Origin of the sequence: Euzebya sp., from assembly GCF_964222135.1 — a bacterium.
In the GTDB taxonomy this organism is placed as follows: Bacteria; Actinomycetota; Nitriliruptoria; order Euzebyales; family Euzebyaceae; genus Euzebya.
This window is the reverse complement of record NZ_CAXQBR010000094.1, coordinates 59,188-72,368: the sequence shown is the minus strand read 5'-3', so window position 1 is coordinate 72,368 and position 13,181 is coordinate 59,188. Positions and strand designations below refer to the sequence as shown.

The window sequence follows — 13,181 nt, the reverse complement described above, 5'->3', positions numbered from 1 at the left end:
CTAGGTCCGACGCGTGTAGTGCCGGACGATGTTGCGGGCGTGGGTGAGCGCCGCCCGCGGACCCTGCTGCCGCGCGTTCTCGAGGAACCGCCTGCCGTAGTACAGCGCCGACCGGGGCGGCACGACGTCGCCGGGCATCGGGTTCAGCTTCACGTACGCGCGGCGCACGCCGGTGACGTCGGCGGCACGGCGCGGGTTCATGCAGAACTCGACGATCGGCGCCATCGCGCGGTCCCAGGTCATGTCCGGCTTGATCGCCTGCAGGTTCGCGACGCACTCCGCGTGGAAGGCGCGGTCCTCCCGCAGCCGCCGGATCGCGTCGGCGCACGCGTCGACGTCCTCGGGCGGGATCGCGATGCCGAGCCCCCGCTCCTTCGCGAGCAGGGACAGGGTGTCGCCCTCGGTGGCGATGATCGGCAGCTCGCACCAGATGTAGTCGAGGATGCGGGTCCGGAAGCTGTAGCGGGTCTCGAGGTGCTCGTAGTGGGTCGACACGCCCACGTCGGCCTCGAGCAGGTAGTTCTGGCGCTCGCCGTACTCGACCCACCCCTCGTTGAAGAACACGTGGGTGCCGAGCAGGCCCAGCTTCTCGGCGAGCACGTAGGCGTTGGACGCCATCGCCATCTTCGGGATCTCGGGGTTCGGGTGGGCGTTGCCCATGAAGAACAGCTTGACGTCGGGGTGCTCGGCGGCGACGCGGCCGACCGCCTCGATCAGCGTCAGCGGGTCGAACCAGTTGTAGATCCCCCCGCCCCAGATGAGCAGGAAGTCGTCGGGCTCGATGCCCGGCACCACCCCGCGGATCGCCTTCGCCATCGTGCGGACCGGCGGGCCGCCCGGCAGCCCGAAGGGCGCGACGTCGATGAGGGAGCGGAGCGACTCGTCGTCGTCGAACGTCGCCGGGTTGATCCGCCGGAGCGCCGACATCTGCCCGAGCCAGAAGTCACGCTGCTTCTCCGACGCGCAGACGAAGAAGTCCCCCCGCTCGAGCTGGCGGTTGAGGACCGCCAGGTCGCTGTTGTGCGTCGTGTAGCGGAACCAGTCGAGCTCGTGCTTCCGCGCGGTCATGTTCTCGAGGTGGAAGGGGTCGTAGATGTCGACGACCACCGGTCCGTCGAAGGACTCGATCTCGGGGTGGGCGTGCATCACGAAGCCCTGGAAGATCACGATGTCGATCGAGTCGAGCAGCGCCATCAGCGCGCCGGGCGGTCCGGCGTGGGTGACGGTGAACCGCCGCCCGGCCACCTCGCGGCCGGCGATCTCGGGTGGCGACGTCGACGCGAGCGTCACCTCGAACCCCGCTTGGGTGAGGACGGTCGCCATCTCGTAGGCCCGGATCGCCGGTCCGGCCATCCGGGCGCTGAGCGTGTCACCGGTGACGATCAGGACCCGGGCCCGCCCGGCGAGGGCGTCGGTGAGGTCGAACGCCTCGAGCACCGCGTCGAAGACCTCGGTGTACTCGATGCCGCCGACGTTCGGACGGAGCGACTCGCGGAACAGCGGCAGCACCTCGGCGTCCGAGGCGACCCGGCGGCCCTGCACGGCCGACCGCTTCGCGGTCAGGGTCGGCAGCGCCCGACCGAAGTCGCGCATGGCGGCCAGGTGGGCGGCGGACAGGGCCGAGATCGGCACGTCGGTGTCGTCGAGGTTCGCCGCGTCCGGGGTGATGGCGAAGTCGGGCAGGTCGTGGTCGTCGTCGACGTCGCTGAGGCCGCGCATCAGCGTCAGCAGCACCGCGCCGGGCAGCACGCGGGCCAGGTTGTCGTCGCCGTAGTTCTTGTAGATCGTCGCGAGGGCGTTGCGCTCGAGCAGGTAGCGCTCGCGGGCGTAGCCGAAGCGCTTGATCGTCCCGTGGTGGCGGTGCAGGACCTTCGACGCGGGCACGAAGTGGGTCTCGTGGCCGAGGATCCACAGGCGCCAGCCGTAGTCGACGTCCTCGAAGAACGCGAAGTAGCTCTCGTCGAACCCGCCGGCGTCGACGAACAGCGCGGTGGGGGTGACCATCGCCCCGCCGGAGGCGAACAGCGTCGGCTCGGCGTAGCCGGGGATCTCGTGGGCCGGCTTCGAGTTGTGCAGCGCGTAGCCCATGCCGTTGAAGGCCATCGCGGAGCCGGCGTAGTCCACGCTGGCGCGGTCCTCGGACAGGATGAGGGAGGCGACGCAGCCGACCTCCTCGTGGCCCATCAGGTACAGCGCCGCCTCCACCAGCCAGTTCGGGTCGGCCTCGGCGTCGTTGTTGAGCAGCGCCAGGTACTCGCCGTTGGCCAGGCGGGCGCCCTGGTTGACCGCGGGCGCGAAGCCGACGTTGACGTCGTTGACGATCACCCGGACGTGCGGGTAGCGCCTCCGCACCATGTCGACCGAGCCGTCGGTCGAGGCGTTGTCGATCAGGATGACCTCGACCAGGTCCGGGTCGTAGGTCTGGCGGCCGAGGCTGTCCAGGCAGGGCCCCAACATGTCCTCGCCGTCGAGGTTGACGAGCACGACGGTGATCGTCGGCATGCCCTCGCGGAACGACGTGGGCAGTGCGGGCTCAGCGGTGGACATCGAGGGGGGCTCCTGGCGGGGGCGGGGCGGCCGCAGTGTACGGAACGCGGCGGTGCGCTCAGCCGGACAGGAAGGACACCCGCACCGTGCGGGTCGGGTTGTCGACGTTCGGGTCGACGAGCACGACCGACTGCCAGGTCCCGAGCTGGAGCCGCCCGCCGAGCACGGGGATGCTCACCGACGGGGCGACGAGCAGCGGCAGGACGTGGTCCGCGCCGTGCCCCGGCGACCCGTGGTCGTGGGCCCAGCGGCCGTCGCGGGGCAGCAGGTCGCCGAGCACCCGGGGGGTGTCCGCGCGCGTGCCCGGCTCCAGCTCCATGATCGCCACGCCCGCGGTGGCGTGGGGCAGGAAGACGTTCACCAGCCCGTCGCCCGCGCCGACGTCGGCGAGGAAGGCCTCGACGTGGCCGGTCAGGTCGACGTGGGCGAACTCGTGGCCGGTCTCGATCGTGACGGTGCGCGATTCCATGGGCCCAGGGTGCGGGAAGGTTCCGGGGGACGCCACGTCATGCCGCCAGGAGAGGACCGCCGATGGCCACCACGACCCTGCAGCGCCCCCGCCGGGGTGACGGCCGGATGATCGCGGGGGTCTGCGCCGGCCTGGCCCGGCGCTTCGGCGTGTCCACGTCCCTCGTCCGGCTCGGCTTCATCGTCTTCGGGCTCGTCGGAGCCGGCGAGCTCGCCTACGTCATCCTGTGGGTGATCATGCCGAAGGCGCCGCGCGGCGGCTGGTGACCGCGCCCAGGCGGACGACCGACCCGCTGTCCGGGTCGCCACGGCGGGGCTGCGCACGCCGGCGCGTACGCTGGACCGGTCATGAACCCCGTCACCCTGTCCGCGGTGGTGCCGGTCTTCGACGAGATCGAGTCCCTGCCCGCGTTCCACGCCGAGCTGGTCGATGCCCTCGCGGGCCTCGACGTCTCGAGCGAGGTCGTGTACGTCGACGACGGCTCCACCGACGGGACGACCGAGGAGCTCGCCAAGCTCCAGGCCAACGACCCCGGTCTGGTCAGGGTGGTCGTGCTGCGCCGGAACTTCGGCAAGTCCGGGGCGCTGGCCGCGGGGTTCGCGCAGGCCCGAGGCGAGCTGATCGTCACGATGGACGCCGACGGCCAGGACGTGCCCGCCGAGCTGCCGAAGCTGCTCGCCGAGATGGAGGCAGGTGACCACGACCTGGTCGGCGGGTGGCGCGCCGCCCGGATCGACCGCGCGGCCAAGCGCTGGACCAGCCGGATGTACAACGCCGCGACGCGCACCTTCACCGGCCTCGACCTGCACGACTTCAACACCGGCTTCAAGCTGATGCGCCGCGAGGTGGTCGACGAGCTGCCGCTGTACGGGGAGTTCCACCGCTTCTTCCCGGTCCTGGCCCACGACCTGGGCTTCCGGGTGTCGGAGGTGGCCGTGCAGCACCGGCCGCGCCAGGCCGGCACGTCGAAGTACCTGAGCCTGCTGCGCTTCCCGAAGACCATGCTCGACCTGCTGACGGTCCTGTTCCTGACCCGCTTCGCCGACCGGCCCCTCTACCTGTTCGGCGGGGTCGGGGCGGCCCTCAGCCTGATCGGGTTCGGGGTGATGGCGTACCTCAGCGCGCTGTGGTTCGCCGGCGAGGGGATCGGGACCCGGCCGCTGCTGCAGTTCGGGGTCCTGAGCTTCCTGGTCGGGGTCCAGCTGATCGGCACCGGGTTCATCGGGGACGTCCTGCGCCACTCGAACGCGCGCCAGGAGATCCCGTACCGGGTCCGGCGGGTGCTGGCCGACGACGGGGACCCCGGACCGGCCACGTGAGCGGGCGGCCGTTCCGCGTCATCGCCCTGACCCACGTCTTCCCCCGGTGGGACGACGACCCCTCCGCGGCGTTCCTCGGCATGTGGGCGCGGGCGATCCGCGACGCCGGCCACGACGTGCGGGTGATCGCACCCCACGACGCCCGCCTGCCGGAGGTGGACGTGGTGGCCGGCACGCCGGTCCGCCGGGTGCGCTACGCCGCGGACGGCGCGGAGCGGCTGGCCTACCGGGGGGAGATGCACCGCATCGCGCTGCGCCCGCCGTTCGGCCCCGGGCTGCTCGGCGCGTTCGGCGTCGAGATGGCCGCGGCGCTGCGCCGCGCCGTGCGGCGGTGGCGGCCCGACGTCGTCCACGTCCACTGGTGGCTGCCGGGCGCCGTGATCGCCCGGACGGCGCGAGTCGACGTCCCGCTGGTCGTCCACCTGCACGGCACCGACGTGGGCCTGGTGGAGTCACGGCCGCCGCTGGCCGGCCTCGCCCGCTGGGCGCTCGAGCCCGCCGACCGCATCGACGTTGTCTCCACGTCGCTGGCCGACCGGGCCGCCGCGGCCATCGGCGTGGAGGCGCACGGCCTGAACCCGATGCCGATCGACCTCGACGCGATCACCCCGGTCGCGCCGGTCGTCTCCCTCGACCGCCCGGTCGTGCTGGGCGTCGGCCGGCTGGTGCCGGAGAAGGGCTTCCGCGACCTCGTCGAGGCCGTCGCCGGTCTGCGTCGGCCGGTGCGCCTGCGCATCGTCGGGGACGGGCCGGACGAGGTCACGCTGCGCGGGCTGGCGGCGACGCGGGGGGTCGACCTCGAGCTGCCGGGCCGGATCCCCCAGGCTGACCTCGCCGCCGAGTACGCCGCCGCCGACGTGGTCGTGCAGCCGTCGCACGCCGAGGGGTTCGGGCTTGTCGCCGCCGAGGCGGTGCTGATGGGTCGCCCCCTGGTCGCGACGGATTCCGGCGGCGTCCGCGACCTCGTCGAGCGCCAGCTGCTGGTCCGCCCCGGCGACATCGGCATGCTGCGCGCCCGCATCGTCGAGGCCCTCGAGGACCCCGACCTGCCCGCCGTGGTGCGCGCCGCGAAGCGGGTCCGCCAGACGCTCAACCCCGACGCCGCCGTCAGCCGGACCGTCGACGCCTGGCACGCCGCCATCGCAGGCCACCACGCGGGCCGCTGAGGATCAGCCGGCGGCGACGATCCCGGCGGCGGTGTCCCTCGCCTCGGTGCAGGCCGTCCGCAGGTCGCCGGTGACCGCGGCGCAGAGCGCGTCGGCGGCATCGGTCCCGGCCTGCTCGTAGACCGCGTTCGAGGCGGCGCCGTCGATGCACCAGCGGACCAGGTCGGCGCGTCCCTGCGCGCACAGCTCGACGACCTGGACCGGGTCCAGCGCGGCGCGGGAGGAGATGTCGCGACCCATCGACCGGTAGCAGGTCGTGCGGTGGGCCTCGGGCGCGGTGTCGCACCAGCCGAACGCGGCGGGGACGTCCCCGTCGAGGCGCCACAGGACGTAGGAGGTCTGCATCAGGTAGCAGTCGCCCGCCACCAGGTCGTCGACGGCGGTGCAGGGGTGGAGGAGGTCCTCGTCGTCGAACCCGCCGGTGTCGAGGCCCTGCTGGGCGGCGATGACGTTCTCCATGAACACGCCGGAGGCGCAGGAGTGGATCGCCCACTCCTCCCCCGTCGCGTCGCACAGCGGCAGCGCGTCGAAGAGGTTCGAGTCGACCCGGAGCATCAGGCCGTGCCCGAGCCCGTGCAGGCAGTTGTAGTGGGTGAAGGAGTACCGCGGCTCCGCGGCGCTCTCGCAGAAGGTCGGGAGGGCAGCGGTCAGGTCGTCGGTCGACACCGCGGCGAGCCGCGCCTCCACGAACCCGTGGTAGTAGCCGGACCAGCAGACCGACCCCTCCACCGCCAGGGCGGTCGCCATGTCGTCGATGCGCTCCGACGCGTCGTTGCCCAGGTCGTGGGCGACCTGGTGGCAGTTCGCCATGACGTGGTCGTCGGTGGTGGAGAGCTCGGCGACGATGTCGATCGCGGCCTGGGGCCCCTCGGCGACCAGCACCTGCTCGAGGGCGGTGCGGACGCAGGCCGCGCGCCCCACGTCCAGGTCGGCGCACGCCGCCGGGTCGGTCGCGGTGCCGTCCAGGAGGGCCTCGAGTGCGATGTCCGCCTCCCCCGATCCTCCGGACCAGCCCGGGTCGACGCCCACGAGGACGCCGCCGAGGACCATCGCGACCACCAGGCCGGCGGCCTCGATCCGGACCGTGCGGGGCACCGCCGACCAGCGGTCGCGGGTCCGGTGGTGGAGGACGCCGAGGGGCACCGCGATCGCCGCGACGACGGCGAGCTTGATCCCGAGCGCCCACGCGAAGGACGTGCTGACGCTGCCGTCCCACGCGCGCAGCGCCAGCAGGGCGCCGGAGGCCGCCACCGCCGCGAGCGCCCACCCCGCGGTCCGGGCGACGGTCGCCATCGCGCGGCGGAGGGTGGCCCGCCGCTCGTCGTCGTCGAGCGCGCGCCACGCCGGCGTCCGCGCCATGAGGGCCAGCACCAGCAGCGGCCCGACCCAGGCGGCCGCGGCGGCCACGTGGACCGCGCCGACCGCGATCGCGACGGCGGGGTCCGGGCGGGTGGGGGCGTGCCCGGCGACGGTGCCCCCGAGGACGGCCAGGCCGGCCGCCACCCCGAGCGCACGGGCCGCGGAGGTCCGGGCGAGGACCGCCGGCCGGTGGACGACGACCCAGCGGAGCGCCCACACCCCGACGGCGACGGCCGCCCACCACAGCGGGGGTCGTGAGCCCAGGGCCCGTCCGATCCCGCCGCCGGCCTCGAGGACGATCAGCGCGCCGACGACGCCGCGCAGCGCCGCCGCGCCCGCCAGGACCGCCAGCACCCCCGGCACGCGCCGTCGGGCCAACGCACCCGGGAGGGTCGTGGCGCGGATGCCCAGCGCAGCGACGCCGGCGGCGAGCGCCAGGCCGACGTACCAGGCCACGCGCCCGGCCAGGGCGGACAGGTCGAGGGCGGTGGCCAGCGGGTCCCCACCCCCGGCGATCGAGCCGGTGGCACCGGGTGCGGTGCCCACCCCGAACACGACCTCGCCGCTGAGGCGGTGGCCGTCGTCGCCGACGGACTCCCAGGCGAAGCCGTAGGTGCCCTGCGCCAACCGCGGCACCTCGAAGGCGACCACGTCCGCCGTCGGTCCGGGGGTGGCCACCTCGACGGCGATCTCCTCCCCGTCGGCGGTGCGGAGGTGGTGCCCGACGGTCCGGACGTCGACCGGGGCGGCGAAGGACAGGACGATCTCGTCGGGCGAGTAGGCCAACCGGTCGCCGGACGCCGGCGAGGACCCGAGCAGGGCGGTGTGCGCTGCCGCGGGCCGGATCGGCCCGACCACCAGGACGCCCACGGCCAGCACCAGCGCCAGCCAGACCGCCGGGCCGGATGGCCTGGCGGCACCCAGCCGTCTCACGTCGACCCCGCTCAGATCGGCTCAGCCGTCGGGGGTGGCGGCGGAGGCGGTGGTGGTGGGGGCGGTGGAGGCGGTGGTGGAGGCGGCGGCGGCGGTGGTGGAGGGGGTGGCGGCGGAGGCGGGGGTGGGGGCGGAGGCGGTGGGGCCGCTGGCGGAGGAGGTGGAGGCGGCGGCGCGGGTGCGGCCGGTGTGTCCGACGTGGGGTCGGCGGTGGGCTCCTCGGTGGTGGGTTCCTCCGTCGGCTCCTCGGTGGTCGGCTCGGCCGTGGGGACCGTCAGACCGGGAGCGTCGGTCTTGTCGGGGTCGCCGGGCTCGGTCGCGGCGTCGGACCCGGACTCGGTCGGCGACGCGGACTCGGTCGCGCCGGACGCCTCCTCGGTGGGGTCCGTCCCGCCGTCGTCAGCGGGTCGGGTCAGGGCGTAGGCGCCGATGCCGCCGGCCAGCAGCAGGAACACGCCGACGACCACGCCGACGAGCGCGCCGCGACGCCTGGGCGGCGGCGCCGACGAGGTCCGGTCAGGGGGTGGCGGGGCCGGGCTCTGGACCACGTTCGTCGGCAGGGCCGCACCCGCGGCGGCCGCGGTGGCGGGCGACGGCTCGCGGTCCACCGTCGGCAGGTCGATCGCGCCGAGCCCGACGTTGGTGGCCGAGATCTCACCGGTCCCGGAGACGCTGACGTCGTCGTCGGCCTCGCCACGGATCAGCATGGTGCTGGTCTGGATCCCGAGCGCCGCCTGGGCGGCCTGGAGCTCGTGGCCGAACGCCTCGATCGAGGACTGGCGGTCACCCGGCGACTTGGACAGGCCGCGGGTGACGACCTCGAGCAGCTCGTCGGGGACCTCCTGGGCGGTCACCGGCGGGACCGGGTTCAACAGGATGCGGGCGAGCATCGGCGTGAGGGTCTCGTCCGCCTCGCCCGCGAACGCCGGCTTGCCCTGCAGCAGGGCGTACAGGGTGGAGGCCAGGGAGTAGACGTCGGACTTGGCCGACGGCTTGTTGCCCTCGAGCACCTCGGGCGCGACGTGGCTCAGCGAGCCGGTGATCGACCCTGTGGCCGTCTCGGTGCCGCCGGTGATCCGCGCGATGCCGAAGTCGCCCAGCGCCGGTTCGCCGAAGCTGTTGAGCAGGATGTTCTCGGGTTTGACGTCGCGGTGGAGGATCCCGGCGCGGTGCGCGGTCTCGAGCGCCCCGGCGACCTTGACGCCGACGTCGAGGGTCTGCTCCCACGGCAGCGTCCCGCCGGCGATGCGGTCCTTCAGCGACCCGCCGGACATGAACGCCATCACGATGTAGGGGTGCCCGCCGGCGGTCTTGCCCCAGGTGTAGACGGTGACGATGTGGGGGTGGCCCGCCAGCGTGCCCATGGCCTGCAGCTCGGAGGTGAACCGGCTGTCGGCCTTCTCGTCCGCCGCGGGCTGGCTGAGGACCTTGATCGCGACGGTCCGGTTGAGGGACAGCTCGCGGGCGCGGAACACGTAGCCGAACCCGCCGCGACCCACGCGGACGGGGTCCGCGAAGTCGTCCGGCATGGCGAACCGGACCCAGTCCGGGTCCGGAGCCTGTCCAGGCTGGTCGCTCACGGGTCTTACGCGCCCCTCACTCGCATGTCCGAAGAGGCTACTCCACGGTGACTGGACGATATCGTCTTGTCACCGCACCGTCCTGACCGATCTGGTCGTCTACGGAGTCACCATGCTGCGCCGCCTCCTCCCCGCCGTCCTGCTGCTCGCGCTGCTGCCGGCGGCACCCGCTGCCTCCCAGGGTTCGACGTTCCAGGGTTCGACGTTCCAGGCCCTCGGCTGCTACGACGACGTGACCGGGGATGCCGGGGCCCCGCAGGCCGACCTGGTGGAGGTGTGCGTCAACTACGACCGGACGCAGGCCAACGTGGTCGTGATCCTCGACACGGTCGGCAACCTCGACCCGGTCGGGGACGCCGCGTGGGAGAACGAGGACACCCGGGCGGTGGTGGGCTTCTCGACCGACGCCGACGACGACGTCGAGCTGGTCCTCGAGATGTTCCGCGGCGAGGCCGAGGGCGAGCCGGTCCTGGCCGCCTCCCTGGTCGACGACGACGGTGCGGACGTCTGCGAGCCGCAGACGTTGGTCGTCGCCGGCCAGATCGCGGCGCGGTTCGCCCCGGACTGCATCGGGGCGTCCCCGGTGCGCATGGCGGCGACGATGATGTACCAGCCGACCGCGGGCACGGCCGTCGCCGTCGACTCCCTGCCCGACGACGGCCTGACGCTCCCCCTCAGCGACGAGCCCGCCCCCTCCCCCGTCTGCGCCAACCCGACGGTGGACCCGGGCCAGCAGCTGACCATCCGGCGGCTGGCGTGCGGGATCGGCGGCACCGAGCCGATCAGCCAGGCGGTCGCGACCTCGCAGTTCGTCTTCGACCGCCCCGACACCGACGTGATCGACGCCTACCAGGGGGCCTGGGCGGTCATCGCCCGCAACGACGACTTCGCCGACGCCCTGGCCGGCTCGTCCCTCAGCTTCGGGCAGGGCCCGCTGCTGTTCACCTACTCCCCCCAGTCCGCCCCCGCCGACCGCGACCCGGGGCAGCTGGCGACGATCACCCGCGCCGAGCTCCTCCGCACCCTCCCGCGGGGTGAGACGGTGTACCTGCTGGGCGGGACGTCGGCGCTCGACCCGGGCCTCGACGAGGAGATCACCGCGCTCGGCTACGAGGTCGTCCGCTTCGCCGGCACGGGCCGCGAGCAGACCGCCCGGCTGATCAGCGCGGCGGTCGCCGACAAGCTCGACACCTTCGTCGGCCAGACCGACTTCATCGACACCAACTCGGTCCTGATCGCGACGCGGTCGAACTGGCCCGACGCGGTGGTGGCCGGCTCGATCGGGGCGTTCTGGGGCATGCCGATCCTGCTGATGGACGTGAACCCGCCGGTGCACCCGGACACCCTCGCCGCGCTCGACGAGCTGCGCCCCGACTACATCCACGTCATCGGCGGCACCGGCGTCATCAGCAACGACGCGGCCCGCGCGATGGCCGACCACGCCCGCGGGAACGGCTACGCGCTGGGCAACCAGTCGGTGGACACCTCGAGCGGGCCGTGGAGCTCGTTCTGCGGCTCGAGCTTCGTCTGCCGCTGGGGCGGTGCCAACCGCGTGCAGACCGGCGGCGCGGTCGGCCAGCTGAACCGCGACCTGGTGCAGCGCTTCGGCGAGATGACGACGCTCGTGCCGGAGAACCCGCAGCAGTACGCCGCCGCGGTGTCCTTGGCGGCCGGGCCGTTCAACTACGCGTACGCGCTCGCCGCCGCCACCGTGTCGGGCCGGTTCGGCGGCGCCGTGTTCATCCCGACCGAGAACCAGGACCTGTCCCAGGACATCGTCAACGACTTCTGCTTCCGGGCGGGGTCCGAGGGCTTCATCGAGCTGGTCGAGGAGGTCCTCCTCGTCGGCGACACCGACCTGCTGAGCGACGGCTACGCCGACCAGATCCGCCAGCTGGTGGAGGGGGGCTGCCCGCCGGCGCCGACGTTCGCAGGGGCCTCGGCGGCCACCGCGGTGCCGTAGGCAGGGTCAGCCGGTCGACATCGCCGACGTGATCCGGGTGGACGAGTCCGCCTTGTCCGTCCCACCCATGTCGAAGACCATCTCGATGCCGTAGCGGTCGCAGACCTCCTGCTCGGGCACGACGGCCGCGGAGTCGCGGTCCCCGCCGTTGCCGAACACCAGCCGGCTGCCCTGCTCGCGCTGGGCGATCTGCTCGATGGTGCGGATGACCGTCCGGTCGTCGTCGACGGCGATGACGGCCTCGTCGACGATGCCGATCGCGGCGACGATCTCGCGGCGGTCGGACTCGGTCATGATGATCCGCCCCTTCTTCATCCGCTGCTGGACGTCGTTGTTGACGATGACGACCAGCCGGTCGCCGGCCTCGGCGGCGGCCTGGAGCAGGCGCAGGTGGCCGATGTGGAAGGGGTTGAAGTACCCGCTGACGATCACGGTCGTCGGGCGGCTGTCGGCGTCGCTCATGGGGGCCGAGCCTAGGGGCTCTCGTCGGTCCGGGAGTCGCGCCAGCCGTTGATGCGGGGCTCGTGGCCGTGGGGTCCCGGCTCGTAGACCACACCGAGCCCGTCCGGTCCGTGCTGCTGGGGCACCCAGCCGCGGGGGTCGTCGTGGGGGTAGGCGTACCCGACCCCGTGGCCGAGCCGCTTGGCCCCCTTGTAGTGGGCGTCGCGCAGCGCCGGCGGCACCGGGGCGTTGCCGAGGCGGGCCACGGCGGCGTCGGCCCACGCGAGCGCCCGGGTCACGCTGTTCGACTTCGGGGTGAGGGACAGGTACAGGCAGGCCTGGGCCAGGGCGAAGCGGGCCTCGGGGAGGCCGACGCGCTCGAGGGCCCCGAAGGCGCTGACGGCGATGTTGAGGGCCTGCGGGTCGGCCAGGCCGATGTCCTCGGACGCGAGGATGACCATCCTGCGGGCCAGGAAGCGGGGGTCCTCGCCCTCGGCCAGCATCCGCACGAGCCAGTACAGGGCCGCGTCGGGGTCCGACCCGCGCATGGACTTGATGAAGGCGCTGACCTGGTCGTAGTGGTTGTCCCCGGCCTTGTCGTAGCGCAGGTGGGGCTGGGCCAGCGCGGCGGTCACGTCCTCCGGCGCCACGAGCGCGGGGCCGTCGTCCCCACGGCCGAGCGCGACCGCGGCGGCGGTCTCGAGGCCGGTCAGGACGACCCGGGCGTCGCCGTCCGCGGCGTGCAGCAGCGCGGCGCGTCCCTCGTCGGACAGCGCGACGCCGTCGAGGGCGGGGTCGGCGAGCCCGCGGTCGATCAGCAGCGACAGGTCGTCGTCGGCCAGGGGCTCGAGGCGGTACAGGATGGCGCGGCTGAGCAGCGCGGCGTTCACCTCGAAGGAGGGGTTCTCCGTGGTGGCGCCGATGAGCGTGACCTCGCCGGCCTCGACCGACGGCAGCAGCGCGTCCTGCTGGGACTTGTTGAACCGGTGGATCTCGTCGACGAACAGGATCGTGCGCCGGTCGGTCCGGCGCAGGCGCTCGCCCGCCTCGACGACGGCCTGGCGGACGTCCTTCACGCCCGAGCTGACCGCGGACAGGACGGTCATGACCGCGCCGGCCTCGGCGGCGATCACGCCGGCCAGGGTCGTCTTGCCGGTGCCCGGCGGCCCCCAGAGGACCATCGAGGAGAGGCGACCGGCTGCGAGGGCGCGGCGGATGGGCCCGTCGGGACCGATCAGGTGGGTCTGGCCGACGACCTGGTCCAGGGTGGTGGGCCGCAGCCGGGCGGCCAGCGGCGCGCCCGTGCTCGGAGCCGCGCGCGGGGGGCGGCCCGGCGAGGGGGCGGGGTCACCCCCGGTGTCGAAGAGCTGGTCGGACATGGGACGACCACGCTACTTCCGTCCC

The 13,181-nt window shown here is 73.6% G+C and carries 10 protein-coding genes; 4 read left to right on the top strand and 6 right to left on the bottom strand.

Translation table 11 applies throughout. The features are described from left to right. Both ACEQ2X_RS20695 and ACEQ2X_RS20690 read right to left on the bottom strand, forming a co-directional pair. Complete coding sequence (locus ACEQ2X_RS20695) at nt 1–2,547, bottom strand: glycosyltransferase (protein WP_370327773.1); 2,547 nt, start codon at nt 2,545–2,547, stop codon at nt 1–3. Nucleotides 2,548–2,605: 58 nt separating this feature from the next. Further along, on the bottom strand, nt 2,606–3,016 hold the full coding sequence (locus tag ACEQ2X_RS20690) for a secondary thiamine-phosphate synthase enzyme YjbQ (protein WP_370327772.1): 411 nt from the start codon (nt 3,014–3,016) through the stop codon (nt 2,606–2,608). A gap of 62 nt (nt 3,017–3,078) precedes the next feature. On the opposite strand from ACEQ2X_RS20690, the gene ACEQ2X_RS20685 reads away from it, so the two are divergent. From ACEQ2X_RS20685 to ACEQ2X_RS20675, 3 genes are all read left to right on the top strand, one after another. Further along, a complete protein-coding gene (locus tag ACEQ2X_RS20685) occupies nt 3,079–3,282 on the top strand; it encodes a PspC domain-containing protein (protein ID WP_370327771.1) in 204 nt (67 codons plus the stop codon). Between the two features lie 81 nt (nt 3,283–3,363). Further along, a complete protein-coding gene (locus tag ACEQ2X_RS20680; RefSeq protein ID WP_370327770.1) occupies nt 3,364–4,335 on the top strand; it encodes a glycosyltransferase family 2 protein in 972 nt (323 codons plus the stop codon). Further along, nucleotides 4,332–5,501: a glycosyltransferase gene (locus ACEQ2X_RS20675; protein WP_370327769.1), complete on the top strand. Its 1,170-nt coding sequence runs from the start codon at nt 4,332–4,334 to the stop codon at nt 5,499–5,501. The genes ACEQ2X_RS20680 and ACEQ2X_RS20675 overlap by 4 nt, the downstream gene beginning before the upstream one ends. A 3-nt stretch (nt 5,502–5,504) precedes the next feature. Here the strand turns inward: ACEQ2X_RS20675 and ACEQ2X_RS20670 are convergent, their stop codons facing one another. After that, the gene (locus ACEQ2X_RS20670) at nt 5,505–7,793 is read right to left on the bottom strand and encodes a copper resistance protein CopC (RefSeq protein WP_370327768.1); all 2,289 of its coding nucleotides are present in this window, start codon (nt 7,791–7,793) and stop codon (nt 5,505–5,507) included. An 11-nt stretch (nt 7,794–7,804) separates the two neighbouring features. Then, a complete protein-coding gene (locus ACEQ2X_RS20665; RefSeq protein WP_370327767.1) occupies nt 7,805–9,373 on the bottom strand; it encodes a serine/threonine-protein kinase in 1,569 nt (522 codons plus the stop codon). A 112-nt stretch (nt 9,374–9,485) separates the two neighbouring features. Between ACEQ2X_RS20665 and ACEQ2X_RS20660 the strand changes: the two genes are divergently transcribed. After that, nucleotides 9,486–11,336 carry a cell wall-binding repeat-containing protein gene (locus ACEQ2X_RS20660; protein ID WP_370327766.1) on the top strand — a complete coding sequence of 617 codons (1,851 nt, stop codon included), beginning with the start codon at nt 9,486–9,488 and terminating at the stop codon, nt 11,334–11,336. 6 nt (nt 11,337–11,342) lie between these two features. Here ACEQ2X_RS20660 and ACEQ2X_RS20655 read toward each other — a convergent pair whose 3' ends face one another. Both ACEQ2X_RS20655 and ACEQ2X_RS20650 read right to left on the bottom strand, forming a co-directional pair. Continuing rightward, a complete protein-coding gene (locus tag ACEQ2X_RS20655) occupies nt 11,343–11,798 on the bottom strand; it encodes an adenylyltransferase/cytidyltransferase family protein (protein WP_370327765.1) in 456 nt (151 codons plus the stop codon). An 11-nt stretch (nt 11,799–11,809) separates the two neighbouring features. Next, entirely contained in the window at nt 11,810–13,156 is a 1,347-nt protein-coding gene (locus ACEQ2X_RS20650; protein WP_370327764.1) for a replication-associated recombination protein A, read from the bottom strand. Nucleotides 13,157–13,181: the final 25 nt, after the last annotated feature.